The following is a 23,677-nucleotide window of genomic DNA, read 5'->3' as shown; positions in this document are numbered from 1 at the left end:
TCCGGGCCATGCCACATCGACCGGACCGATGGCGATTGTGGCCGGCCCGCGCTGCGGCTAGGACATCGCCGATGGCCCCGTCCGACCGATCGAAACTTCCACCCACGATGCTGTCGACGCTGCAATCGAATGGCGATCCGCAGATACGATCGCGCGGCATCCCCCGGCGCACGCTGGCCGACAGTTACCACCAGCTGCTGCGCACCACCTGGCCCCGGCTGATCGGGCTGCTGGTGCTGGTGTTTCTGGTGTCCAACCTGGTGTTCGCGGGCACGCTCGTGCTCGATCCGGACGGGGTGGAACTGGCGCAAGGCCCGCATATCGAAAGCCTGTACTGGCGGCTGTTCTTCTTCAGCGTCGATACCGTCGCGACCATCGGCTATGGCAACATGTACCCGGTCTCGCTGTACGCCAACATCGTCGTGCTGGTGGAGATCGTGTTCGGGATCATGTTCGTGGCGTTGGCCACGGGGATCGCGTTTGCCCGATTTTCCCGTCCGACCGCGCGCATCCTGTTCTCGCGGACGATGGTGGTCCAGCACATCGACGGCAAGCCGGTGCTGATGTTCCGTACCGCCAACCAGCGCCACAACCTGATCTTCGAGGCCGGAATCACCGCCTCGGTCCTGCGCGACGAGGAGCTGGCCGGGCGGATATTCCGGCGCTTCCGCGACCTGTCGCTGGTGCGCGATGCCAACCCGATCTTCGCGCTGACATGGACGGTGATGCATGTGATCGATGGCGACAGCCCGCTGGCCGACTGGGTCGCCAACGGTTGCGCGCCGACCGATGCGGAGATCGTGGTGGTGCTGCACGGCACCGACAACCATTCGGGCCAGACGATCCACGCCCGCTGGGCTTATGCCGCCAATGACGTCGTATGGGGTGCGCGGTTTGCCGACATCATCCAGCGCGACGATGCCGGCCACCGCATCATCGACTACGACCGGTTCCACGATACCGAGCCGGTGGCCGCAACCTGACCGCACCAACCGCACGCACCAACCGCACGCACCAACAGGGGGATATTTCGCACAATGGGCCGCATCGACCCGTTCATCCTGATCATGCTGGCCACCGTCGCGGTCGCCAGCCTGCTGCCCGCCAGCGGCGCGGCGGCGGCGGTGCTCGACGTGGTGACGACGCTCGCCATCGCGCTGCTGTTCTTCCTCCACGGCGTGCGGCTGAAGCGCGAGGCGCTGGTCAACGCGGTGGCCGACTGGCGCGTGCACCTGCTCATCCTGGCCTGCACGTTCGTGTTGTTCCCGCTGCTGGGCGTGGCGCTGCACGCGGCACTGCCGGGACTGCTGCCCGCGCCGCTGTGGACCGGGATCCTGTTCCTGTGCGCGCTGCCCTCGACCGTGCAGTCGTCGATCGCGTTCACCTCGATCGCGCGCGGCAACGTCGCGATCGCGTTATGCGCGGCGGCGTTTTCGAACCTGCTGGGGGTGTTCATCACGCCGCTGCTGGCGGGGCTGATCCTGGGTACGCAGGGCGGGGCCTCGTTCGCGCAAGTCGGCAAGATCGCCAGCGAGCTGCTGCTGCCGTTCCTGGTCGGCCACGCGCTGCGGCCGTGGCTGGGCGACTGGGCCGAACGCAACAAGACGCTGCTGATGTTCACCGATCGCGGCACGATCGTGCTGGCGGTCTACGGCTCGTTCTCGGCATCGATCACCCAAGGGCTGTGGCACCGCGTCGCGCCCGCGCAGCTGGCGGTGCTGCTGGCGATCTGCCTGGTGCTGCTTGCGGCGGTGCTGGGGCTGACCACGCTGGTTGCGCGCCTGCTGGGCTATGACAAGGCGGCAGAGATCGCGATCGTGTTCGTCGGCTCGAAAAAGTCGCTGGCGAGCGGCGTGCCCATGGCCAAAATCCTGTTCCCCCCGGCGGTGGCGGGCGCGGTGATGCTGCCGATCATGATGTTCCACCAGGCGCAGCTGATGGCCTGCGCCCGCATCGCGCGCACTTATGCGCAACGGACGGAGGACGAGTGAACGCGCGCCTGTCGCCTTGCGATCCGGATTGCGCTAGGGGGCTGCAGATGATCGCAATTGTAACCGGATCGCGGTGATGGACGCCGCGCAGCAGGTCCACGAGCAGTTCCTTGCCGCATTGGACGGCGGGACGCTGCGGCGCCGCTCAAATCTGGGGCTGGCGGACGTGGGGCTTGCGCCGGCACGCGCCGCCGCGTTGTTCCACAGCCAGATGACCAGCCGCCAGATGGACCGCCTGTCGCGCACGCTGCAGGGCCGGGGCGAGGGGTTCTACACCATCGGCAGTTCGGGCCACGAAGGCAACGCCACGCTGGCCGAGGCGCTGCGCATCGACGACATCGCGTTCCTCCACTACCGCGACGCCGCGTTCCAGCTGCACCGCGCGGGCCGCGTCCCGGGCGAGAACCCGACGTGGGACATGCTGCTGAGCTTCGCCGCGTCGGCCGAAGACCCGATCTCGGGCGGGCGGCACAAGGTGCTCGGCTCAAAGTCGCTGATGATCCCGCCGCAGACCAGCACGATCGCCAGCCACTTGCCCAAGGCGGTGGGCGCGGCGTTTTCGATCGGCATCGCTCGGCGCATCGGCGTGACCGACACCCCGCTCAGCCCCGATGGCGTGGTGCTGGCCAGCTTCGGCGATGCCTCGGCCAACCATTCGACCGCGCTGGGTGCGTTCAACACCGCCGCGTGGGCCGCGTTCCAGGGCACGCCGATGCCGATCGTGTTCCTGTGCGAAGACAACGGCATCGGCATTTCCACGCGCACGCCGACCGGATGGATAGAGGCCAACTTTTCGAACCGCGCGGGCCTGCACTACATCGCCTGCGACGGCTGCGACCTGGTCGATGCGTGGCGCGGCGCGGCCGAGGCGGTCGAGTTCGCTCGGGTCAGGCGCAAGCCGGTGTTCCTGCACATGAAGACCGTGCGGCTTTACGGCCACGCCGGTTCGGACGCGCAAGGCGTGTACCTCAGCCGCGAACACATCCGCCGCGACGAGGCGCGCGACCCGCTGCTCGCCAGCGCGGCGCTGCTGATCGAGGAAGGCGTGATGACTGCCGCGCAAATCCGCGAGGCTTACGACACGATCGAGGCGACGCTGGCGCGGCAGGCCGAACTGGCGATCCACCGACCCAAGCTGGAAACCGCAGAAGCGGTCATGGCCAGCATCGTTCCGCCCAAACGCAACCTGCCCGCCCGTCCGATGCCAACGCCGGCCCAACGCGCCGCGCTGTTCGCCAGCGACGCGGCGCAGATCGACAAGCCTCAGCACATGGCGCGCCTCATCAGCTGGGCGCTGGCGGACCTGCTGCTGGCACACCCCAACGCGATCGTCTGCGGCGAGGATGTCGGCCCCAAGGGCGGGGTCTACAACGCCACCGCCAAGCTGCACCAGCGGTTCGGATCGGCGCGGGTGATCAACACGCTGCTCGACGAACAATCGATCCTCGGGCTGGCGATCGGCGCGGCGCACAACGGGCTGCTGCCGATCCCCGAGATCCAGTTCCTCGCCTATGTCCACAATGCCGAGGACCAGATCCGCGGCGAGGCGGCGACGCTGTCGTTCTTTTCCAATGGCGCATTCACCAACCCCATGGTCGTGCGGATCGCCGGGCTGCCCTACCAGAAGGGTTTCGGCGGGCATTTCCACAACGACAACAGCCTTGCCGTCTTCCGCGACATCCCCGGCGTGGTGCTGGCGGTGCCCTCCAACGGGCGCGACGCGGTGGCGATGCTGCGCGAATGCGTGCGGCTGGCGGACGAGGAACAGCGCGTGGTCGTGTTCGTCGAACCGATCGCGCTGTACATGACCCGCGACCTCCATGCCGAAGGCGACGGGCAGTGGACCAGTGCGTATCAGGCGCCGGGCGCGGGTGCCATTCGACTGGGCGAGATCGGCCAGCATGGCGCGGGCACCGATCTGGCCATCGTCACTTACGGCAACGGCGTGTTCTATTCGCGGCAGGCCGAAAAGCTGCTCGCCGAACAGGGCGTGGCCGCGCGGGTCATCGACTTGCGCTGGCTCGCCCCGCTGGCCGAAGACGCGCTGCTGGCGGCGGCGGCCCCGTGCGACCGCGTGCTGATCGTCGACGAATGCCGGGTGACCGGCTCGCAAAGCGAAGCACTGATGGCGCTGTTCGCGACCCGCGCGCCGGGCAAGCGCGTGGCGCGGATCGCGGCGACCGACAGCTTCATCCCGCTCGCCCGCGCCGCGACGCTGACGCTGCCGAGCCGCGATTCGATTGTCGCGGCGGCGCTGGAGCTGGTGAGTGGGTAAATCTTGTTCCGTCCTTCCAGCATCCCGCCTAACCCCGCTCATCCTGAGCCTGTTGAAGGATGTAGGCCGCATCCCGACGGTCGCGAGCATGCTTCGACAAGCTCAGCATGAGCGGGGTGGGGTGATATCGGGCGGGGGCGACATGACCCGGGAACCCGTCCTCGTCGTCTGCCCCGGGCGCGGCACGTACAACGCGACCGAACTGGGATACCTTGCCCGCCACCACGCCGGTCGTCCCGAACTGGCCGCGTTCGACGCCTTTCGCGCCGCCAACGGCACGCCGACGCTCACCGAACTCGATGGCGCGGCCACCTTCCAGCCCGCGCTCCACTTGCGCGGCGATGTCGCGGCGCCGCTGATCTACGCCGCGTCGTACCTCGATTTCCTCGCCCTCGACACCGAGCGGTTCGAGGTGGTCGCGGTCACCGGCAATTCGATGGGCTGGTACACCGCGCTCGCCTGCGCCGGGGCGGTTTCAGGCGAGCAGGGCTTTGCCATTGCCGATGCCATGGGCATGAATTCGCAGCGCCACGAACCCGGCGGGCAGGCGGTGCTGGTACTGGCGGGCGAGGACTGGCGCGTCGATCCGGGATTGCGCGAAGCCGTCGATGCCGCGCTTCTCCGCCACGGGGCGTTCCGCTCGATCGAGCTGGGCGGGATGCTGGTGGTGGCGGGCGCGCCCGCCGCGCTCGACGCTGCGCTGGCCGACCTGCCGCCGCTATCCCGACCGCCGCTGCGGCTGGCGGGGCACGGGCCCTTCCACACCCCGCTGATGGCGGCGAGTGCGCAAGCCGCGCGCGCAAGCCTGCCTGCATCGTGGTTTGGCCAGCCACATGTCCCGCTGATCGACGGGCGCGGCGCGATCTGGCGGCCCTGTGCCACCGATCCGGGCGTGCTGTGGGACTATACGTTCGGCGCGCAGATCCTTTCGACCTACGATTTCACATGCGCGCTGACCGTGGCGATCCGCGAGTTCGCGCCGTCGCGCGTGGTCCTGCTCGGCCCGGGCGAAACGCTGGGCGGCGCCGTCGGGCAGACGCTCGTGGCGATGGACTGGCAGGGCATGGCCGACAAGGCCGCCTTTGCCGCCCGCGCGGCGCACGACCCGTTCCTGGTCGCGCTGGGACGGGCCGCGCAGCGCGCCATCGTCGCGCGCTAGCGAAAGCCCGGCATTGCGGCTAGGTAGCGCTGCGCAACGTTGGGGGAACGACGGACGTGGTGGGAGCGAAGCGGGTCATCCCGGTCACGATGTTCGATGTGGCCGACGCGGCGGGCGTTAACCAGTCGACCGTGTCGCGCGCGCTGGCGGGCGATACTTCCATCTCGCAAGCCACGCGCTTGCGCATTGCCGATGCGGCGGAGCGGCTGGGCTATGTCGCCAACCAGAATGCGGTGCGGCTGCGCACCGGGCGCACCGGCACGCTGGCGGTGGTGGTGGTGTGCCGCGCCGAGGAAGGATCGCGCGACATCAACCCGTTCTACTTCGCGCTGCTCGGATCGGTGTGCGCGGCGGCGTCGGCCAAGGGTTACGAGACGTTGGTGTCATTCCACGACGGGCCGGGTCCGGCCACGGCGCGCTATGTCGAGCGCGGGCAGGCCGACGGGCTGATCGTGATCGGCACGACCGAGAACCGCGCTGCGTGGTCCGAATTCCGCCAGCGCGCCGATGGCGGCGTGCCGACGATCTGCTGGGGCTCGCCGTTCGACGAGCTGGAATGGGTGCGGTCGGACAATGCCAGCGGGGCGCGGCTGGCGACCGAACACCTCATCGCGCAAGGCTATCGCCGCATCGCCTGCGTCGGCTCGCACGTTTCGCCGCAGCGCCAGTTTACCGAGCGGTACGAGGGCTTTGTCGCTGCGATGCGCGATGCCGGGCTGGAGCCCGCGTTCCAGTCGATCGAGGAAGGCCTGCCGCGCGAGGAACAGGGGCGTCGTGCGGCGGCGGCGCTGGTCGAAGGCGGCACGGCGTTCGACGCGATCTACGTGGTGTGCGACCTGATCGCGCTGGGCGTGCTGGATGAACTGCGCCGCCGCGACATCGCGGTACCGGGCCGGGTGGGGGTGGCCGGGTTCGACGGCATCCGCCACGGCGCGCACGCCTCGCCGCCGCTGACGACGGTGGAACCCGCGTTCAGCGAGGCGGGTGACATGCTGGTCGACGGGCTGCTGCAGATCCTGCAAGGGCAATCGCCCGGGCGGCAGCGCGTGCCGGTGGCGCTGATCGTGCGCGGCAGCAGCCTGCGCATGGGTGTCGCGGCGGTCGCCTCGACCGTAGCCTGAAGTAACCGGCGCAAGGCGCCGCGCGGCGATCGGACGACAGCCCCGAAGCACCGCAGTTGCGCCGGTGTATTGCGGGCCGGTGCGATGCGCGCCGACTGCGCCCTTTCTGCCACATTCCCAAGATTGCGGATTTCCTGTAGGGGCCGCTGGCGTTTTCGACCGTCGGATCGGTTCAGCCGGGGTTTATCCCCGATGGCCGATGGGGCGGCAACGTCATGAAGATGTCGTGCAAGGCGGCGATGGTGGCCCGGTTCGTAGGGATCCGGACTGGGGTAATCCATCGGTGCTGGCGTCTCATGCGGGAACACAGGACGGGTTGATTGAACCAGGGCCAAGTTGCACGCGCCAGGCTAGATCCCGGCGACCGCGATGCATCGGGTCCGCGCCACGGCGCGGGCGCGCGCCTGTTCGCGCGTGGTGAGCGCGCGTTGTCCGACCGCCGCCTGCTGCTGTCGATCCACGACGTCGGGCCGCGTTTCGAAAGCGCGGTCGATCAGTTGCGTGACCGGCTGTCGCGCCATGCGCCTGCGGGCAAGCTGGCGCTGCTGGTGGTGCCCAATCACTGGGGCGAAGCGCCGCTGCTGGCCGGATCGGCGTTCGCGACCCGGCTGCGCGGCTGGGCCGACGCCGGCTCGGACATCTTCGTTCACGGGTTTTTCCACCGCGACACCGCCCGCCATCGCGGGCTGCTGTCGCGGCTCAAGGCCAGCCACATGACCGCGGGCGAGGGCGAATTCCTCGGGCTCGACCGCGAGGCCGCCGCCGCGCGCATGGCCGATGGCCGCCAGCTGATCGAAGACATCACCGGGCGCCCCGCCGCCGGCTTCATCGCGCCCGCCTGGCTTTATGGCAAAGGCGCGCTGGCCGCGCTGGCCGACAACCGCTTCGCGCTGGCCGAAGATCACTGGAAAGTGTGGCAACCCGGATCGGGCCGGGTGCTGGCGCGCGGGCCGGTGCTGACCTGGGCCAGCCGCAGCCCCGCGCGGATTGCCTCCTCGCTCCTCGCCGCGCGCGCGCTTGGCCCGGTGCTGCACCGCTCCGCCGTTGCCCGCATCGGCGTGCATCCCGGCGATACCGGCGTGCCTGAGATCCTCGCGAGCATCGACCGCGCCGTGGCCGCGCTCACCCCCACCCACCGCGCCGCGCGCTATGGCGATCTGGTGCAGGCGCCCGTCGGCGGTGCCGCATGAACGACCTCTGGCATGACGCGCAATACGACCGGAATGAACAGGAACCTCTCGTGATGACAAGCGAACGCGGCGCCCCTGCGGTCACCGCTGATGGCTGGGCCCGCAACGACTGGGCTGGGGCCGATCCCGCACTCGACACCGCGCGCATGGTCGATCCCCAGCCGCTGCTCGAAAGCGGGCGCAGCCTGGCGCGGCTGGCGGGGCCGCTGGTTTCGATCGCGTTCCTGCTCGCGGTCGCGTGGCAGCTGCGTGACCTGAATTTCGCCTCGCTGTTTGCGATGATGCCGCGCCATCCGCTGTTCTGGCTGGTGTTCGCGGCCAGCTACCTGGCCGGGCCGATCTCCGAATGGGTGATCTTCCGCAAGCTGTGGAACCTGCCGGTCGAAGGGTTTGCCGCGCTGCTGCGCAAGATGGTCAGCAACGAGCTGCTGCTGGGCTATCTGGGTGAGGTCTATTTCTACGCCTGGGCCAAGCGCAACACGCATATCGCCGCCGCGCCGTTCGGTGCGGTAAAGGACGTGGCGATCCTGTCCGCGATGGTGGGCAACGTGTTCACGCTGCTGCTGGTGGTGGTGTCCGCGCCCTTGTTCGGATCGCTGAACCTGGGCGTCAACAGCGGCGCGTTCGTGTGGTCGGCTATCTTCGTGCTGGCCTCGTCGCTGGTCGTCACCGTGTTTCGCAACAAGCTGTTCTCGCTGCCGCGCAACGAACTGTGGTTCGTGACCGGCCTGCATGCCCTGCGCATCGTCGCGGCGACCTTGCTGGCGGCGGTGATGTGGCATTTGCTGCTGCCCGTGGTCGCGCTGCAGACGTGGCTGCTGCTGTCGACCTTGCGCCAGTTGCTGTGGCGGCTGCCGTTCCTGCCCAACAAGGACGTGGCGTTCGCCGGGCTGGCGGCCGTGCTGGTCGGCGCGAACACCCCGATCGTCGAGGCGATCGCGCTGGTCGCCAGCTTGATCCTGGGTACGCACCTGCTGGTGGGTGCCTCGCTCGGCATATCCGGACTGCTCGCCGAACGGAGCCGTAGCTGATGCGCATCGTCGATATCTGCGCGTTCTATACGCCGCATGGTGGCGGGGTGAAAACCTACGTCGAACGCAAGGTCCGCGCCGCGCGCAAGCTGGGGCACGAGATCATCGTGGTCGCGCCCGGCGAAAGCGACAACCTGATCGCGCAGGATGACGGCGGCTGCATCCTGACCGTGACCGGCCCCAAGTTTCCGCTCGACCGGCGCTATCACTACTTCAAGGACGAACCGGCGCTGCACGCGCTGCTCGACCGGCTGGAGCCCGATGTGGTCGAAGTGTCCTCACCATGGGCCAGCCCGGGCATGGTCTCGCGCTGGCAGGGCCACGCCTTGCGCGCGCTGGTGATGCACGCCGATCCGCTGGCGGCTTATGCCTATCGCTGGTTCGGCCCGTTCGCCTCGCGCGCGGCGATCGACCGCAGTTTCGACTGGTTCTGGCGGCACTTGCGCAGGCTCGATGCCGAATATGACATCGTCGTCAGCGCCAGCAACAGCCTGTCGCAGCGGCTGATCGCGGGCGGCATGGACAAAGTCACGACTATCCCGATGGGCGTGCAGCCGGGCCTGTTCTCGCCGCAGTTGCGCGACGAAGGCTTGCGCGCACGGCTGCTCGCACGGTGCGATCTTCCGCCCACGGCCACGCTGCTGCTCGGGCTGGGCCGCCATGCGCCCGAAAAGCGCTGGCCGATGGTGATCGAGGCGGTGACGGCGGCGGGCATGAAGCACGAAGTCGGCCTCGTCCTGCTGGGCGAGGGGCGCTATCGCTCGCGCCTGCTGCGCGCGGCCGCGCACAACCCGCACGTTCACTTCGGCGCCCCGGTGCGGGATCGCGACGAGCTGGCGATCATCCTCGCCAGCGCCGATGCGCTGATCCACGGCGCGGAAGCGGAAACCTTCGGCATGGTCGCGGCGGAGGCCAAAGCCAGCGGACTGCCGCTGATCGTACCCGACGAAGGTGGCGCCGCCGATCAGTTCGTACCCGGCCAGGGCGAGCTGTTCCGCGCCTGCTCGACCGCCTCGCTCGCCAGCGCGATCGACCGCTTCATCACCGGCGGTGTCGGCCGTGCCCGCTCGCGCGCCGTGGCCGCCGCGCCGCTGGTGGAAAGCCTGGACGATCACTTCGCCAAGTTGTTCGCCGCCTACGAAGCGATGGTGGCACGGCCTGCTGTGGCGGTGGCGTGAAGTTTGCGTTGTCCCGGGCTTGATCCGGGACCGCTGGCGAACATGCGCTTGAGGGCGAGCGGTCCCGGATCAAGTCCGGGACGACGGATTTTCTCAGCCAGTCACCTCGCCGATAACCGCCTCGATCCGCGCGAGGTCCGCCTCCTCGATGCAGTACGGCGGCATCACGTACACAGTGTTGCCCAGCGGGCGCAGCAGCACGTCGGCCTCGCGGAAGTGGGCGAGCAGGCGCGGGGCAATATCGGCCATGTAGCCCGCGCCATCCGCCACCGCGATGTCGATGGCAATCATCGTGCCGCACTGGCGCGGGTTGGTGGCGCGCGGCAAGGTCGCCAGCCGCGCCAGCATCGCCGCCTGCCGCTCCACCAGCGTGGCGATCCGCTCGCGCACCGGCTCCTCGCGCCAGATCGCCAGGTTGGCGTTGGCGGCGGCGCAGGCGATCGGGTTGGCGGTGTAGCTGGAGGAATGGAAGAACTGCAGTGCGCGGTCGGTCGAATAGTGCGCGTCATAGATGGCATCGCTGGCCAGCGTCACCGCCAGCGGGATCGCGCCGCCGGTCAGTCCTTTGGCCAGGCACAGGATGTCGGGCACCACGCCCGCCTGTTCGCAGGCCAGCAGCGTGCCGGTGCGGCCCCACCCGGTCATCACTTCGTCGGCGATGAACAGCACGTCAAGCGCGGCGCAGATGCGGTGCATTTCGGCCAGCACGGCGGGTGGATAGACCAGCATCCCGCCCGCGCCCAGGATCAGCGGCTCAACGATGAACGCGGCGGCGTCGGGCGCGGCACAGGCGGCGGCCAGCGCATCGTATGTCGTCTGCTCTTGGCCCGGCGCAGGGAACGGGATGGTGGCAACGTCAAACAGCAGCGGGCTGTAGGCGCGGTTGAACACCCCGCGCGCTCCGATCGACATCGCGCCGATGGTGTCGCCGTGATAGCTGTGCTCCATCACGAGGATGCGGTGGCGCGGCGATCCGCGGTTGGCCCAGAACCCCAGCGCCATTTTCAGCGCGACTTCGACCGCGGTCGATCCCGAGTCCGAAAAGAACACGTGGGGCAGGGCCGGCGGCATCATCGCCACCAGATCGCGCGCCAGTGTCTCCGCCGGTTCGTGGGTCCATCCGGCGAAGATGATCTGGTCGAGCCGCGATGCCTGATCGGCAATGGCGGCGGCGATGCGCGGATGGCCGTGGCCGTGGGTGGTCACCCACCAGCTCGAGATCGCATCGATCACGCGGCGCCCGTCGGCGGTCAACAGCGCGGCCCCTTCGGCACGGGTGACCAGCGGGATCGGTTCTTCCAGCCCATGCTGGGTGAACGGGTGCCAGATCGGAGAGCGGGTGGTCATGCCAGCAGATCGATCCGCAAGTTTGCACGCACGGCATCGGCCAGCGTGGCAGCGTTCAGCGGAGCGAGCCGGGGCAGGCGGCCTAGATGGCGGCACTGGCCGAAGCGGACAATCGCCGCCTCGCTCGCCGCGTTTTCGTCCCCGCTGAAGACCACGCCCGCCACCTCCAGCCCGCGCGATCGCAAGGCTTCGAGCGACAGCAGGCTGTGGCTGATCGTGCCCAGCGATGTCCGCGCGACCAGCGCCACCGGCAGGCCCCACAGCGCAAACAGGTCGGCGGCCAGCAGGTCGGGGGCAAACGGCACCAGCACGCCACCCGCGCCTTCGACCACCAGCGGGCCGTCGCCCGGGGGCAGCGCCAGAGCGCCGGGCGCGATGGTCACGCCGTCGATCCGCGCGGCTTCGTGCGGCGAACAGGGCGTGGCAAGGCGAAAGGCTTCGGGCAGCACGGTGGCGCCGGGTGCCAGCCGCGCCACGCACTGACTGTCGGTTTCCTCGTCGATCCCGGCCTGAACCGGCTTCCAGTAGCGCGCGCCCAGCGCCTGCGCGATTCCGGCGGCGACCACGGTCTTGCCCACGCCGGTGTCGGTGCCGGTGACCACCAGCCCGCGCATCACGCGGCCTGCAGTTCGACCTGCCCCGCCGCCAGCGTGGCGCCCAGCCGTTCGATATCGGCGACCGAGGCGTTGAGCGTGATCGACACGCGCAGGCGGCTGGTGCCTTCGGGCACGGTGGGCGGACGGATGCCGCGCACGTCGAGCCCGGCGGCCTGCAGCCGCGCGGCCAGCGCCATGGTCGGCGCATCCTCGCCGATGATCACCGGCAGGATCTGCGATCCGTGCGCCACTCCGCCCAGCGGCGATAGCACGCGCTCGGCGGCGGAAATCCGCTCCCACAATGCGGTGCGGCGCATCGGTTCGTCGCGCACGATGCCCAGCGCCGCGCGCGCCACGGCGGCCATCAGCGGCGATGGCGCGGTGGAGAAAATGAACTGGCGTGCGCGGTTGACCAGGAAATCGCGTACCACCGCAGGCCCGCAGACGACCGCGCCCTCGCAGCCCAGCGCCTTGCCGAACGTGCGCAAGGTGATCACGTTGTCGCGGCCCGATATGCTATCGGCCAGCCCGCGACCGTTGTTGCCGAACACGCCCGTCGCATGCGCCTCATCGATCAGCAGCACGGCGTCGTGGCGGTCGGCCAGCGCGAGCAGATCGGCCAGCGGCGCGCGATCGCCGTCCATGCTGTACAGGCTTTCGACCGCGATCCACGCGCGTCCGGTGAAGCCGGTGGCGCGCGCACCCGCGATCACGTCCTCGACATGGCCCACATCGTTGTGCCGCGCCGAAACGCTGTGCGCGCGGCCCAGCCGGATGCCCTCGTGCGCGCTGGCGTGGACCAGTTCGTCGTGGACGATCAGGTCGCCGCGCTGGGGCAGCGTGGCCAGCAGCGCCGAATTGGCGGCATATCCGGTGGAAAAGCACAGCGCGCTCTCGCTGCCGAAGAACGCTGCCGCGTCGGCTTCCAGCGCCTCGTGCTCGGGGTGGTTGCCCCCCAGCAGGCGCGATCCGCCCGATCCCAGCGGCACCCCGGAATCGAGCGCGGCGCGCGCGGCATCGGCCAGCAGGCCCGAGGCGCGCAAGCCGAGGTAGTCGTTTGAGGCGAAGTCCACGCCCGCCTGACGCACCAGGCGGCGGCGGCGCGAGGACGAGTCCAGCCGTGCGAGATCATCCGCCTGCGCGGCGAACGGTCCCGCCCCGTCGCTCATTCGGCCGGTTCCATGGCACCAGTCTCCATCGCGCCAGCCTTGGCGCAGGCACGCAGCGGTTCTTCGCCGGTCATCGGCTTCAGCCCCAGCCTTGCGAACAGCGCGGCGTCGGCATCGTCGCCGGCGTTGGCGGCGGTCAGCAGGCGGTCGCCGGTGAAGATCGAGTTGGCACCCGCCAGAAAGCACAGCGCCTGCGTCGCGTCGCTCATGGCCTCGCGTCCGGCGGACAGGCGGACCATCGACAGCGGCATGGTGATCCGCGCGACCGCCACGGTGCGGACGAATTCGATGTCGTCGATCTTGGCCAGCGGGGTGTCGGCCAGCATGTCGCCCAGCACGGTGCCCTTGATCGGCACCAGCGCGTTGACCGGCACGCTCTCAGGGTGGCGTGGCAGCGTGGCCAGCGCGTGGACGAAGCCGACGCGGTGCGCGCGGGTCTCACCCATGCCCACGATCCCGCCAGAACACACGTTGATCCCGGCATTGCGCACGTGGTCGAGCGTTTCCAGCCGGTCCTCGAACGTGCGCGTGGTGATAACCTCGCCATAATTCTCGGGCGCGGTGTCGATGTTGTGGTTGTAGTAGTCGAGCCCGGCGTCGGCCAGCATTCCGGCCTGTTTGGGCGTGAGCATGCCCAGCGTCATGCAGGTTTCCAGCCCCATCGCGGAGACACCCTGCACGATCTCGACCAGCGCGGGCATGTCGCGGTCCTTGGGGTTGCGCCAGGCGGCGCCCATGCAGAACCGCTGCGATCCGGCGTCCTTGGCCTGCGCCGCGCTTTGCAGCACCGCGCGCGGGTCCATCAGCTTGGTCGCCTCGATCCCGGCGTCGGCCTTGACCGACTGCGCGCAGTATCCGCAATCCTCGGCGCACCCGCCGGTCTTGATCGACAGCAGCGTGCACAGCTGCACTTCGTCCGCCGCATGGTGCGCGCGGTGAACGTCCGCCGCGCGGAACACCAGCTCGGTGAACGGCAGGTCGAACAGTGCCGCGATCTCGTCGCGCGTCCAGTCGGTCCGGCAAGAATCCTGGGCGGTCATGGTCTATCCTCAGCGCCCGCCGGGTCGATCGGTTGCGACCGCCGCGACGGATAAGCTTTGGCCGTTAACAAGCCCGGTGCGGCTTGGCTAGTGCGCGGCGACCGTCTCTGTTTCACGCTGCGGCGGGCGGTCGACTTCGCGCGACGCGCTGGGTAGGGTCCGGCAGCACCGGGGAGACACACATGGGCATCGCCGCCGAACTGGCCGGATTATCGAAGCAGCAGCGCACCGCGATCTGGGCAAGCTACCTCGGCTGGACGCTCGACGCGTTCGATTTCTTCCTGATGGTGTTCATGATCAAGGCGATCAGCGAGACGTTCGGCGCCGATGTGAAGGCGGTGTCCGAAGCGCTGTTCTTCACGCTCGCCGCGCGTCCCGCAGGGGCGCTGGTGTTCGGCCTGCTGGCGGAAAAGTTCGGGCGGCGACCGGTGCTGATGATCGTGATCCTGCTGTTTTCCGCGCTTTCGGCCGCATCCGGGTTTGCCCGGACGTTGAGTGAACTGCTGCTGCTGCGCGGGCTGTTCGGGTTCGCCATGGGCGGCGAATGGGGCATCGGCGCCAGCCTGGCCATGGAAAGCATCCCGCCGCGCCTGCGCGGGCCGGTCTCGGGGCTGCTGCAGGCGGGCTACCCTTCGGGCTACCTGCTGGCGAGCGCGGCCTACTTCCTGTTCTTCGATGCGCTGGGCTGGCGGTACATGTTCCTGCTGGGCCTGTTGCCTGCCGCGCTGGTGCTGTTCATCCGCCTGCACGTGGAGGAAAGCCCGGCCTACCTCGCCCGCGAGCAGGATCCGCGCGCGAAACAGGGCATCGTCGCGGCGCTGGCGCAGCACTGGAAGCTGGCCGCGTACCTTGTGGTGCTGATGACCGCGTTCAACTTCTTCAGCCACGGCACGCAGGATCTTTACCCCACCTTTCTGCAGAAGCAGCATGGCTTCGATACGCACACCGTGGGGCTGCTGACGGGGATCATGAACGTGGGCGCGATCGTCGGCGCGCTGTCGATCGGCCTGCTGTCGCGCCGGATCGGACGCAAGAAGGCGATCCTGCTGGCCGCCGCGCTGGCGCTGCCGGTCATCCCGCTGTGGGCGTTCTCGCAGACCGCGCTGCTGCTGGGGATCGGCGCGTTCCTGATCCAGTTCGCGGTGCAGGGGGCGTGGGGGCAGGTGCCCGCGCACCTCAACGAACTGTCGCCCCCGGCGGTGCGCGCGATGTTTCCGGGGTTCGTCTATCAGCTGGGCAACCTCATTGCCTCGCGCAACGCGGTGATGCAGGCGCGTATCGCCGAAAGCCATGGCGACAATTATGCGCTGGCGCTGGCGCTGGTGGCGGGGGTCACCGCGCTGGTGCTGCTGATGTGGGCCGCCGCCGGACCCGAACGCAGCGAGGGCGAGCTGGAAGCAGGGTGAGCGCAGCGATTACAACGGCGCCACGGGATCCTTGGCGGGCTTCGACACATACCCGTGCCGTTTCAGTTCGCGTTCGCGCCGGAGCCAGCGCAGGAACATCACGACGGGAATCGCCAGCGCCACGATGAGCAGGTAGGCGATGATCTTGCGCGTTTCGATGGAAAATTCCTGACGGAAAGCGGGGGACCACAGATCGAACTCGGTGCCGACCGCGCTGGATCGACCGCCGACTTCACCTGCCTCAGGCTTCGCGCCTCTCCCGATAGATTTGCTGCAATGCAGCATCGAACCTTAACGCCAGCTTAGCAAGCACTACGTAGGAGGCCCACCCGCTGCCGTCACGAGATAACCCGCCCGGATTTTACGCCGGACGGGGAGAACGCGGGATCAGGCGATCAGGGCTTGAGCCCCTTGGCCATGTTGAGATGCGCGGTGACGACCGGGATCATCGCGGTGGCGGCGGCCTTCAGCGACGGCGCGTCGCCGCTCTTGGCATACAGGTTGAGCGAGGAGAGCGCCTGTTCGTGCCCGGCGACTTGCGCCTTGGCATAAGCCTGGTCGAACGCGGCGCCGTTCAGCGTCTTGAGCGCCTCGAGGCTGGCCTGCTGGTCGGCCGTGAGGGTGGCGTCGGGCACCACCGCCGGGCTGGCCTTGGCCGCGGCTTCCTGCAGCTTCACGGTCGAATCGGTGTGCGCCTTGATCATCGCGGCGGCGAATGTCTTGACCGACGCGGTGCCGGCCGAGGTGGCGGCAAGCTTCGACGAGGCAACCTCGAACGCGTCGCCTGACGCCATGCTGTTGGCAAACGATTGCGAGACCGACAGCGACGGCGTGGCCGATGCCATCGCCGCCGCATCGGCCGAGGCGCTGGCCTGGCCATCCGGCGCGTCGCTCTTGTGGCCGCAGGCGGCCAGCGACAGGGCAGTGGCGGACAGGAGAATAAGGGCGCTCGACTTCATGAGGGTGGCTCCAATGGCTGGTATCGACTAGGCTTCGCAGGCTGCAACACGGCGGATCGTGCCATGTTCCCGCAATTCGTGGAACTGACCGCAAGTTGTGTCAGCTTCGGGTCGGGCCGGATACAACCGGCCATTGCAAAGGAGAATAGTAAACATGGGCATTTTCGGCAACATCATGAACAAGATCTTCCATCATGGCGACGCTGCCGCCGCGTCGGCGCCGGCCGCTGCCGCCGCGCCTGCCGATTCGCCGGCTCCCGTGGCAGAGGCGCCCGCAGCCGCCCCGGCCCAGCCGGTCGATGTCGGCGCGGTGCTCGATGCGATGGCGTCGGCCAAGGGCGGCGGTGGCAACTACCAGTCGTCGATCGTCGACCTGCTCAAGCTGCTCGACCTCGATTCGAGCCTGTCGGCGCGCAAGGAACTGGCCGATGAACTCAACGTCCACGCGGGCGAAGCCGGCACCGCCGAGGAAAACATCGCGCTGCACAAGGCGGTGATGGACAAGCTGGCCGAAAACGGCGGCGTGGTGCCCGACAGCCTGCGCAACTGATGCCCTGACGGCGTGGAGGCTCGATGCTTCCGGGCTTGACAGGTTCCGGCCCGCAAAGCGCTTTTGCCGTCTTGCGGGCCGTTTTGTGCGTCAGTCGCTCATGGTGAGGAGGGGCTGAGCTTGTCGAAGCCCCGTCTCGAACCATCGCACGCGGGCTCCTTCGAGACGCCGTTTCGGCAAGCTCAGCGGCTCCTCAGGATGAGCGATTTTGGGTAATCGGATTATGCTCTAAGCCCGCAGGCGGATGATATTCCTGCCCTCGGCCTTGGCGGTGTAGAGCGCGGTGTCGGCCAGATGGAGCAACGCCTCGCACGTCAGGTCGGTCCGCAACGAGGCGACGCCGACGCTGACCGTGACGTTGGGGCCGGCGTCGCCGCTGGCGAGCCCGTCCTCGATCGCGGCGCGGATGCGTTCGGCGGCGCGCAGTGCCACGTCGGGCGCGGCGCCCGGCAGCAGGATCAGGAATTCCTCGCCGCCGATGCGGCCGATCAGGTCGTCGGCCCGGCGCGACGCGGTGGCGCAGGCGGCGACCCGGCGCAGGATTTGATCGCCATGGGCATGACCGTGCAGGTCGTTGATCGCCTTGAAATGGTCGATGTCGAACATCGCGATCGACAGGTCCTCGCCCGATAGCCGGGCGCTGGCGATGGCGCGTTCGAGCGCGTCCATCGTGTGCCGCCGGTTGGGCAGCCCGGTCAGCACATCGGTGTTGGCCAGATGCAGCGAGGATTTCGCGGCGGTCTCGGCCTCGCGCCGGGCGTCTTCCAGCTTGCGCACGTTCTCGACATGGACGGTGATGTCCTGGATCGAGCCGAAGATCGCGATCACCTCGCCCGTGCCGTCGCCCACGCGCTCTGCCTCGCCGCGCGACATCACGTGGCGCATCGTGCCGTCGGGCCGGGCGACATCGGCCTGGAATTCGAACCTCTCGCCCGATGCGATGGTGTGGCCCAGCAGCGCCGACACCCGGGCGCGGTCGATCGCGGGGTAGCCGTCCAGCCAGTTGGCGAAATCGGGCGCGTTGGCCGGATCGCGGCCGAAAATCTTGTACACTTCGTCCGACCAGAACACGTGGCCGGTGCCGAGCTCGATGCGCCAGTGGCCGACTTGTGCGGCCGCTTCGGCCTGCTTCAACAGGCGGTTGGTCTCGGACAGCTTGCGCGCCAGCCGCTCGCGCGCGGTCAGGCTGGCCGCCTGCGGCAGCGCGGACGCCAGGATCACCAGCAGGTAGAACTGCAGGAACAGGATCGCCCCGTCATGCCCGCCGGGCACGTGATGCACCGGCCCGGCATTGCGGCCGGTGAGCAGGCTGGCGATGACCGCGACGATCAGCGCGCCCGACGCTGCACCGAACACCCGAAGCCGATACGTCGCGGCCAGCACCACCACCGGCGGCAGGAACATGACCGGATAGACGTCCTGCGAAAACACCAACAGGCTGACGGCCGCGATGGCCAGCAGCCATGCGGCGACCTCGATCGCGGAGCGGTCGCCGGTAAGCCTGCCCGGCCGCTTGCGCACGGCGTGGGCCACGGTGCAGGCGATCGGCGTCACGAGCATCATCCCCAGGAACACGGTGGTCATCCACGACAGGAAAAATGGCCGCCCCAGCCCGGCGAATCCGGTGGCGGTGGCCGCGCTCCACAGGCTGGCGGTCGCTGTGGCCAGGCAGAACCGGGCGACATCGCGAATCGTGTCGAAGCGCGGATGGGCCGATCCCATGCGCCACAGCAGGATGACCGCGAGAAGCGGTTCGGTGGTGTTGCTGAAAGTGAAGCCCAGCGCCCGCGCGACCGGCTCGCCGCTGGCCAGGTTGGCGCACAGGCTGGCGATGGCCGTGGCGATCACCACCGGGATGCGGTGCCGTGGCGTCACGATGATCAGGCAGGCGAGAATCAGGCCGCTGGCGGGCCACATCACCGCGATGCCTTCCGCGCCGCGCGCGTACGTCAGCGATAAAAGCGCCGACGTGTAGTAGGCAAGGCCGATCGCGACGGGAACGAATATCGCCCTCAGGCGGGAGTTCGTGAACGGGGCCATCGGCGGTGCATGGGCGGCCAATGGTTAAATTCAGGTCAATTCGGGTGAACCGGCCCGGTGGTTTCTACTTACTGCTATAGGAACCCCGGGGCCGCCGCTCAGACCTCACCGCGCGCCTGCACGTGGTGGCGGATCACCTCGTCGATGATGAAGCGCAGGAACTTCTCGGAGAATTCGGGGTCGAGCCGCGCATCCTCGGCCAGCTTGCGCAGCCGCGCGATCTGGCGCTCCTCGCGTCCCGGGTCGGACGGGGGCAGCTGGTTGGTGGCCTTGTAGGTGCCGACCGCCTGCGTGATGCGGAACCGTTCGGCCAGGATGTGGATCATCGCCGCGTCGATGTTGTCGATGCTCTGGCGATAGCCCGCCAGCACCGGATCTTCGCTCATTGCCCCGCAACCTTGTCCATCGTCGATGCCCCGTTGCAGCCGATCAAGGTCCGGTACAGGCCAAGTTGCATCTTGCCAAGCCGCCAGCCCTCGGCCAATCGCTGCGGCGATGACAGCCACAGTCCACCCCTTGCGCCGCCGCACCGATCCCTCGCTCGAACCGCTGATGGCGCTCGTCGCCAGCGGGATGAACAACGTCAACGCGGTGATCCTCGACCGGATGCAGTCGCGCATCCCGCTGATCCCGGCGCTGGCGGGGCACCTCATCGCCGGCGGGGGCAAGCGGATGCGCCCGATGCTCACGCTGGCAAGCGCGGCGCTGCTCGATTATGCGGGCACCCGCCACCACAAGCTGGCCGCCACGGTGGAATTCATCCACACCGCCACGCTGCTGCACGACGATGTGGTCGATGGATCGGACCTGCGGCGCGGCAAGCAGACCGCCAACATCGTGTTCGGCAACCCGGCGACCGTGCTGGTCGGCGATTTCCTGTTCAGCCGCGCGTTCGAACTGATGGTCGAGGATGGCAGCCTGAAAGTGCTGCGCATCCTGTCGGGCGCCTCGGCGATCATTGCCGAGGGCGAGGTCGACCAGCTGACCGCGCAGCGCCAGATCGAAACGGCGGAGGAACGCTACCTCTCGATCATCAACGCCAAGACCGCCGCGCTGTTCGCCGCCGCCTGCCGCATTTCGGCCGTCGTCGCCGAACGGCCCGAGGCGGAAGAGCTCGCGCTCGATTCGTACGGGCGCAACCTCGGCATCGCGTTCCAGCTGGTCGACGATGCGATCGACTACGATTCGGATGCCGATACGATGGGCAAAGGGCGCGGCGACGATTTCCGCGACGGCAAGATGACCCTGCCGGTGATCCTCGCCTACGCGCGCGGTTCGGATGATGAGCGCCGCTTCTGGCAGGACGCGATCTCGGGCCGCCGCACCTCGGACGAAGACCTGACCCATGCCATCGGCCTGATCCGCGCGCACGACACCGTCTCCGCCACGCGCGCCCGCGCCCAGCACTACGCCCGCCGCGCGATCGACGCGATCGCGGGCTTCCCGGCGGGCGAGGCCAAGGCGGCGATGACCGAAGCGGCGGAATTCGCGGTTTCGCGGCGGTATTGAGCGGGGCGTGCGTCCTTCGACAGGGTCAGGACGAGCGGGGGTGGTAGTAGAAGTCCGCTCATGCTGAGCTTGTCGAAGCATCTGCACTGACACCGCGATGAGCGAAACTCTCCCCATCCACGCGGTCCTGCCCGACCTGCTCACCGCGCTGCGTGCAGGGCCCTCCGCCGTCCTGATCGCCCCACCCGGCGCGGGCAAGACCACCGCCGTCGCGCCCGCGCTGCTCAGCCAGCCGTGGTGCACCGGCAGCGTCATCGTGCTCTCGCCGCGCCGGGTCGCCGCGCGCGCCGCTGCCGAACGCATGGCCGAACTCATGGGCGAGGCGCCGGGCGAGACGATCGGCTACCTCACCCGGCTCGACAGCAAACGCAGCGCGCGCACCCGCGTGCTGGTGATGACCGAAGCGATCTTCGTCGCCACGATCCTGAACGATCCCGACCTCGCCGGGGTCAGCGCGGTGCTGTTCGACGAGGCGCACGAACGCCACCTCGACAGCGACCTCGGCCTTGCCCTCGCGATCGAGGCGCAAGGCGTGTTGCGCGACGATCTGCGCATCGTGGTGATGTCCGCCACCATCGACGGCACGCGCTTTGCCCGCCTGCTGGCCGATGCCCCGGTGATCGAAAGCGCGGGCAAGGCGCATCCGCTGGCCATCCGCTGGCTGGGCGCGCGGCCCGAACTGCGGCTGGAACTGGCGATGGCGGGCGCGATTGCCGAGGCGTGGCGCGAGGAGACGGGCGACGTGCTCGCGTTCCTGCCCGGCGTGCGCGAGATCGAGCGCACCGCCGAAGTGCTGGCGCAACGCCTGCCGCAGGCGCTGGTGCTGCCGCTGCACGGGCAGGTCGATCCCGCCGGGCAGCGTGCCGCGATCAGGCGCGATGCGGCTGGGCGGCGGCGGATCGTGCTGGCGACAGCCATCGCCGAGACCAGCCTCACGCTCGACGGCGTAGCGGTGGTGGTCGATGCCGGGCTGTCGCGCCGCGCGGAGTTCGACAAGGCCGCCGGGGTGACGCGCCTCGTCACGCACCGCGCCAGCCAGGCCGCCGCTGCGCAACGGGCAGGGCGCGCCGCGCGGCAGGGACCGGGCGTGGCCTACCGCTTGTGGGAGGAAGCCGCGCATGCCGGTCGTGCGCCGTTCGATCCGCCCGAGATGCTGACCTCGGACCTTGCGCCGCTGGCCTTGACGCTGGCGCAATGGGGCGCGGGCGATCCGGCGGCGCTGGCGTGGCTCGATCCGCCGCCCGCCGCCGCGCTGGGGGCGGCGCATGCGCAGTTGGCGGCGATGGGGGCGCTCGACCACGATGGCCGCATCACCCCGCACGGACGCGCGCTGGCGAAACTGCCGATGGAACCGGCGCTGGCGCACATGCTGCTGTTCGCTGCCAGTCACGGCGCGGCGCGCGATGCGGCGCGGCTGGTGATGCTGCTGCAAGAGCGCGGGCTGGGCGGGCGGGGCGAGGATCTGGCGCTGCGCTTCGACCGCTGGAATGGCGAGCGCGGCGCGCGGGCCGAGGCGTCGCGCAAGCTGGCGGGGCGTTGGGCGACCCAGGCCGAAATCCTTGCTTCCCCGCGAAGGCGGGGATCTCAGGCGGGCGAACACGGCACAAGACCGCCTGAGGCCCCCGCCTTCGCGGGGGTGCAGGTGCCGCTCGCCGTCCTGCTCGCCGAAGCCTTCCCCGATCGCATCGCCCGCCGCCGCTCGGCCAGTGGCGAGGAATGGCTGGCCTCTGGCGGGCGCGGCTACCGGCTCGATCCGACGTCCCCGCTCGCCTCGTCCGAATGGCTGGTGATCGGCGAGGCGCAAGGCGAGGCCAAGGGCGCGCGGATCACCGCCGCCATCGCGCTCGACGAGGCGGACCTGTCGCGCTGGCTCGCCCACCGGCTGGATGAACGCCACACGCTGCAATGGAACGCCGCCGAAGCGCGCGTCAAGGCGCGGCTGGAGCGGCGGCTGGGCGCGATCGTGCTGGCGCGCGTGCCCGATCCCCGACCCGATCCGCTTGCGGTCGGCGCGCTGCTGCTCGACCGCGTGCGCGCCGAAGGGCTGGCGCTGCTGCCGCTCGGCACCAGTACACAGGCACTGATCGAGCGCGCGCGTTATGCCGGGATCGCCGCACTCGGTCCCGTTGCGCTGGTGGCGCAAGCAGAGGACTGGCTCGCGCCGCTGCTCGCCGGACGGCGCGACTTTGCCCTGGCGCCCGGCGCGCTGCACGATGCGCTGCTGGGGCGACTGGACTATGCCCAGCGCCAGACGCTCGACCGGCTGGCCCCCGCCAGCTTCACCTCGCCCGCAGGCACCACCCACGCGATCGATTATGCGCACGAGGGCGGCCCGGCGGTGGAGCTGCGCGTGCAGGCGCTGTTCGGGCTCGACCGCCATCCGGTGATCGGCCAGCCGGCGCGCCCGCTGCTGCTCAGCCTGACCTCGCCCGGTGGCAAGCCGATCCAGACCACTGCCGACTTGCCCGGGTTCTGGCGCGGCAGCTGGCGCGACGTGGTCAAGGACATGAAGGGCCGCTATCCCCGCCACCGCTGGCCGGACGCGCCGTGGGCCGAAGCGCCCAGCCTCAAGACGCGCAATGCGTTCGAGCGGGGGAATAACCGGACTTGATTTGTGGCGTGATTCGCCCGTAAGCGCGGGCCATGCCAGCACGCATCTACCAGCGCCCGAAAAACGCCATGCAATCCGGCCGTGCCCGCACGGACGAATGGCTACTCGATTTCGTCCCGGCAGAAGCGCGGCGGGCCGATCCGCTGATGGGCTGGGCCGGGTCTGGCGATACGCAGGCGCAAGTCACGCTGACCTTCGCCACTGCCGACGAAGCGCGCGCCTATGCGGACAAGTACGGCATTGCCGCGCACGTGATCCCCACGCCGGTGCGCACGCTCAAGCTGCAAAGCTACGCCGACAACTTCAGGTAAGTCGGTGCCCGGCCGGCAAGGCTGGACAAAAGCATCGACCGAAGCCATAGGCACCGCCGGGAGTCGGTCGGACGCTTGCGTCCGCCAACCTGGTCAGGTCCGGAAGGAAGCAGCCACAACGGGTTGCGGCGGGTCGGCCGGCTCCTTTTTCACGCAATCTTCGATTGAGTCGGCACCGGCCCGCTCCCCCGCCC

At 69.2% G+C, this 23,677-nt stretch carries 21 protein-coding genes and 1 other RNA gene; 14 read left to right on the top strand and 8 right to left on the bottom strand.

Going from position 1 to position 23,677, the window contains the following annotated elements; genetic code table 11:
* The first annotated feature begins 71 nt into the window (after positions 1-71).
* The 8 genes from NL2_RS10445 (at position 72) to NL2_RS10410 (ending at position 9,945) form a co-directional block, all read left to right on the top strand.
* On the top strand, positions 72-983 hold the full coding sequence (locus tag NL2_RS10445; RefSeq protein ID WP_169799505.1) for an ion channel: 912 nt from the start codon (positions 72-74) through the stop codon (positions 981-983).
* Between the two features lie 54 nt (positions 984-1,037).
* A complete protein-coding gene (locus NL2_RS10440; protein WP_068074533.1) occupies positions 1,038-1,991 on the top strand; it encodes a bile acid:sodium symporter family protein in 954 nt (317 codons plus the stop codon).
* A 76-nt stretch (positions 1,992-2,067) separates the two neighbouring features.
* Positions 2,068-4,266 (top strand): dehydrogenase E1 component subunit alpha/beta, encoded by a 2,199-nt coding sequence (locus tag NL2_RS10435; protein ID WP_068074529.1) that lies wholly within the window; start codon positions 2,068-2,070, stop codon positions 4,264-4,266.
* A gap of 142 nt (positions 4,267-4,408) precedes the next feature.
* Positions 4,409-5,425, top strand: a complete 1,017-nt coding sequence (locus tag NL2_RS10430; RefSeq protein WP_068074526.1) for an acyl carrier protein — start codon at positions 4,409-4,411, stop codon at positions 5,423-5,425.
* A gap of 56 nt (positions 5,426-5,481) precedes the next feature.
* A complete protein-coding gene (locus NL2_RS10425; protein WP_245647651.1) occupies positions 5,482-6,546 on the top strand; it encodes a LacI family DNA-binding transcriptional regulator in 1,065 nt (354 codons plus the stop codon).
* 428 nt (positions 6,547-6,974) lie between these two features.
* On the top strand, positions 6,975-7,736 hold the full coding sequence (locus tag NL2_RS10420; protein ID WP_068074939.1) for a polysaccharide deacetylase family protein: 762 nt from the start codon (positions 6,975-6,977) through the stop codon (positions 7,734-7,736).
* Between the two features lie 53 nt (positions 7,737-7,789).
* Positions 7,790-8,767 (top strand): hypothetical protein, encoded by a 978-nt coding sequence (locus tag NL2_RS10415; protein ID WP_245647650.1) that lies wholly within the window; start codon positions 7,790-7,792, stop codon positions 8,765-8,767.
* On the top strand, positions 8,767-9,945 hold the full coding sequence (locus tag NL2_RS10410; protein ID WP_068074523.1) for a glycosyltransferase: 1,179 nt from the start codon (positions 8,767-8,769) through the stop codon (positions 9,943-9,945). Before NL2_RS10415 ends, NL2_RS10410 begins: the two co-directional genes overlap by 1 nt.
* Before the next feature lie 93 nt (positions 9,946-10,038).
* Here the strand turns inward: NL2_RS10410 and NL2_RS10405 are convergent, their stop codons facing one another.
* Genes NL2_RS10405 through bioB form a run of 4 tightly spaced genes read right to left on the bottom strand, consistent with a single transcriptional unit; the run spans position 10,039 to position 14,097 of the window.
* Positions 10,039-11,292, bottom strand: a complete 1,254-nt coding sequence (locus NL2_RS10405; protein ID WP_068074520.1) for an adenosylmethionine--8-amino-7-oxononanoate transaminase — start codon at positions 11,290-11,292, stop codon at positions 10,039-10,041.
* On the bottom strand, positions 11,289-11,906 hold the full coding sequence (bioD, locus tag NL2_RS10400) for a dethiobiotin synthase (protein WP_068074517.1): 618 nt from the start codon (positions 11,904-11,906) through the stop codon (positions 11,289-11,291). Before bioD ends, NL2_RS10405 begins: the two co-directional genes overlap by 4 nt.
* Positions 11,906-13,057, bottom strand: a complete 1,152-nt coding sequence (locus NL2_RS10395; protein WP_068074514.1) for an 8-amino-7-oxononanoate synthase — start codon at positions 13,055-13,057, stop codon at positions 11,906-11,908. Before NL2_RS10395 ends, bioD begins: the two co-directional genes overlap by 1 nt.
* Positions 13,054-14,097 carry a biotin synthase BioB gene (bioB, locus tag NL2_RS10390; RefSeq protein WP_068074511.1) on the bottom strand — a complete coding sequence of 348 codons (1,044 nt, stop codon included), beginning with the start codon at positions 14,095-14,097 and terminating at the stop codon, positions 13,054-13,056. The genes NL2_RS10395 and bioB overlap by 4 nt, the downstream gene beginning before the upstream one ends.
* Before the next feature lie 182 nt (positions 14,098-14,279).
* On the opposite strand from bioB, the gene NL2_RS10385 reads away from it, so the two are divergent.
* A complete protein-coding gene (locus NL2_RS10385; protein ID WP_068074508.1) occupies positions 14,280-15,503 on the top strand; it encodes an MFS transporter in 1,224 nt (407 codons plus the stop codon).
* 9 nt (positions 15,504-15,512) lie between these two features.
* Here NL2_RS10385 and NL2_RS10380 read toward each other — a convergent pair whose 3' ends face one another.
* Together NL2_RS10380 and NL2_RS10375 are read right to left on the bottom strand one after the other, a co-directional pair.
* A complete protein-coding gene (locus NL2_RS10380; RefSeq protein WP_068074505.1) occupies positions 15,513-15,788 on the bottom strand; it encodes a hypothetical protein in 276 nt (91 codons plus the stop codon).
* 110 nt (positions 15,789-15,898) lie between these two features.
* Positions 15,899-16,462 (bottom strand): DUF4142 domain-containing protein, encoded by a 564-nt coding sequence (locus NL2_RS10375; RefSeq protein WP_068074502.1) that lies wholly within the window; start codon positions 16,460-16,462, stop codon positions 15,899-15,901.
* A gap of 154 nt (positions 16,463-16,616) precedes the next feature.
* Between NL2_RS10375 and NL2_RS10370 the strand changes: the two genes are divergently transcribed.
* Positions 16,617-17,012: a DUF3597 family protein gene (locus NL2_RS10370; RefSeq protein WP_068074499.1), complete on the top strand. Its 396-nt coding sequence runs from the start codon at positions 16,617-16,619 to the stop codon at positions 17,010-17,012.
* Positions 17,013-17,240: 228 nt separating this feature from the next.
* Here NL2_RS10370 and NL2_RS10365 read toward each other — a convergent pair whose 3' ends face one another.
* Positions 17,241-19,052 (bottom strand): sensor domain-containing diguanylate cyclase, encoded by a 1,812-nt coding sequence (locus tag NL2_RS10365; protein ID WP_068074496.1) that lies wholly within the window; start codon positions 19,050-19,052, stop codon positions 17,241-17,243.
* Between the two features lie 98 nt (positions 19,053-19,150).
* Positions 19,151-19,438: a chorismate mutase gene (locus NL2_RS10360; RefSeq protein ID WP_068074492.1), complete on the bottom strand. Its 288-nt coding sequence runs from the start codon at positions 19,436-19,438 to the stop codon at positions 19,151-19,153.
* A gap of 109 nt (positions 19,439-19,547) precedes the next feature.
* Between NL2_RS10360 and NL2_RS10355 the strand changes: the two genes are divergently transcribed.
* From NL2_RS10355 to ffs, 4 genes are all read left to right on the top strand, one after another.
* Complete coding sequence (locus tag NL2_RS10355) at positions 19,548-20,561, top strand: polyprenyl synthetase family protein (protein WP_068074490.1); 1,014 nt, start codon at positions 19,548-19,550, stop codon at positions 20,559-20,561.
* A 97-nt stretch (positions 20,562-20,658) separates the two neighbouring features.
* Positions 20,659-23,172 carry an ATP-dependent helicase HrpB gene (gene hrpB / locus NL2_RS10350; RefSeq protein WP_068074487.1) on the top strand — a complete coding sequence of 838 codons (2,514 nt, stop codon included), beginning with the start codon at positions 20,659-20,661 and terminating at the stop codon, positions 23,170-23,172.
* Positions 23,173-23,204: 32 nt separating this feature from the next.
* Complete coding sequence (locus NL2_RS10345; RefSeq protein ID WP_068074484.1) at positions 23,205-23,483, top strand: ETC complex I subunit; 279 nt, start codon at positions 23,205-23,207, stop codon at positions 23,481-23,483.
* A gap of 56 nt (positions 23,484-23,539) precedes the next feature.
* Positions 23,540-23,634, top strand: an RNA gene (gene ffs, locus NL2_RS10340) — signal recognition particle sRNA small type.
* Positions 23,635-23,677: the final 43 nt, after the last annotated feature.

Source organism: Novosphingobium lentum NBRC 107847 (genome assembly GCF_001590965.1).
In the GTDB taxonomy this organism is placed as follows: Bacteria; Pseudomonadota; Alphaproteobacteria; order Sphingomonadales; family Sphingomonadaceae; genus Novosphingobium; species Novosphingobium lentum.
The sequence above is the reverse complement of the archived record's forward strand: the minus strand, read 5'-3'. Positions and strand labels throughout refer to the sequence as shown.

Coding starts and splice junctions, on each gene's coding strand:
- NL2_RS10345 (WP_068074484.1), top strand. CDS start 23,205: ATGCCAGCACGCATCTACCAGCGCCCGAAAAACGCCATGCAATCCGGC.
- NL2_RS10430 (WP_068074526.1), top strand. CDS start 4,409: ATGACCCGGGAACCCGTCCTCGTCGTCTGCCCCGGGCGCGGCACGTAC.
- bioD (WP_068074517.1), bottom strand. CDS start 11,906: ATGCGCGGGCTGGTGGTCACCGGCACCGACACCGGCGTGGGCAAGACC.
- NL2_RS10370 (WP_068074499.1), top strand. CDS start 16,617: ATGGGCATTTTCGGCAACATCATGAACAAGATCTTCCATCATGGCGAC.
- NL2_RS10440 (WP_068074533.1), top strand. CDS start 1,038: ATGGGCCGCATCGACCCGTTCATCCTGATCATGCTGGCCACCGTCGCG.
- NL2_RS10415 (WP_245647650.1), top strand. CDS start 7,790: ATGACAAGCGAACGCGGCGCCCCTGCGGTCACCGCTGATGGCTGGGCC.
- NL2_RS10375 (WP_068074502.1), bottom strand. CDS start 16,462: ATGAAGTCGAGCGCCCTTATTCTCCTGTCCGCCACTGCCCTGTCGCTG.
- NL2_RS10395 (WP_068074514.1), bottom strand. CDS start 13,057: ATGAGCGACGGGGCGGGACCGTTCGCCGCGCAGGCGGATGATCTCGCA.
- NL2_RS10385 (WP_068074508.1), top strand. CDS start 14,280: ATGGGCATCGCCGCCGAACTGGCCGGATTATCGAAGCAGCAGCGCACC.
- bioB (WP_068074511.1), bottom strand. CDS start 14,097: ATGACCGCCCAGGATTCTTGCCGGACCGACTGGACGCGCGACGAGATC.
- NL2_RS10435 (WP_068074529.1), top strand. CDS start 2,068: ATGGACGCCGCGCAGCAGGTCCACGAGCAGTTCCTTGCCGCATTGGAC.
- NL2_RS10365 (WP_068074496.1), bottom strand. CDS start 19,052: ATGGCCCCGTTCACGAACTCCCGCCTGAGGGCGATATTCGTTCCCGTC.
- NL2_RS10380 (WP_068074505.1), bottom strand. CDS start 15,788: ATGCTGCATTGCAGCAAATCTATCGGGAGAGGCGCGAAGCCTGAGGCA.
- NL2_RS10360 (WP_068074492.1), bottom strand. CDS start 19,438: ATGAGCGAAGATCCGGTGCTGGCGGGCTATCGCCAGAGCATCGACAAC.
- NL2_RS10410 (WP_068074523.1), top strand. CDS start 8,767: ATGCGCATCGTCGATATCTGCGCGTTCTATACGCCGCATGGTGGCGGG.
- NL2_RS10405 (WP_068074520.1), bottom strand. CDS start 11,292: ATGACCACCCGCTCTCCGATCTGGCACCCGTTCACCCAGCATGGGCTG.
- NL2_RS10355 (WP_068074490.1), top strand. CDS start 19,548: ATGACAGCCACAGTCCACCCCTTGCGCCGCCGCACCGATCCCTCGCTC.
- NL2_RS10445 (WP_169799505.1), top strand. CDS start 72: ATGGCCCCGTCCGACCGATCGAAACTTCCACCCACGATGCTGTCGACG.
- hrpB (WP_068074487.1), top strand. CDS start 20,659: ATGAGCGAAACTCTCCCCATCCACGCGGTCCTGCCCGACCTGCTCACC.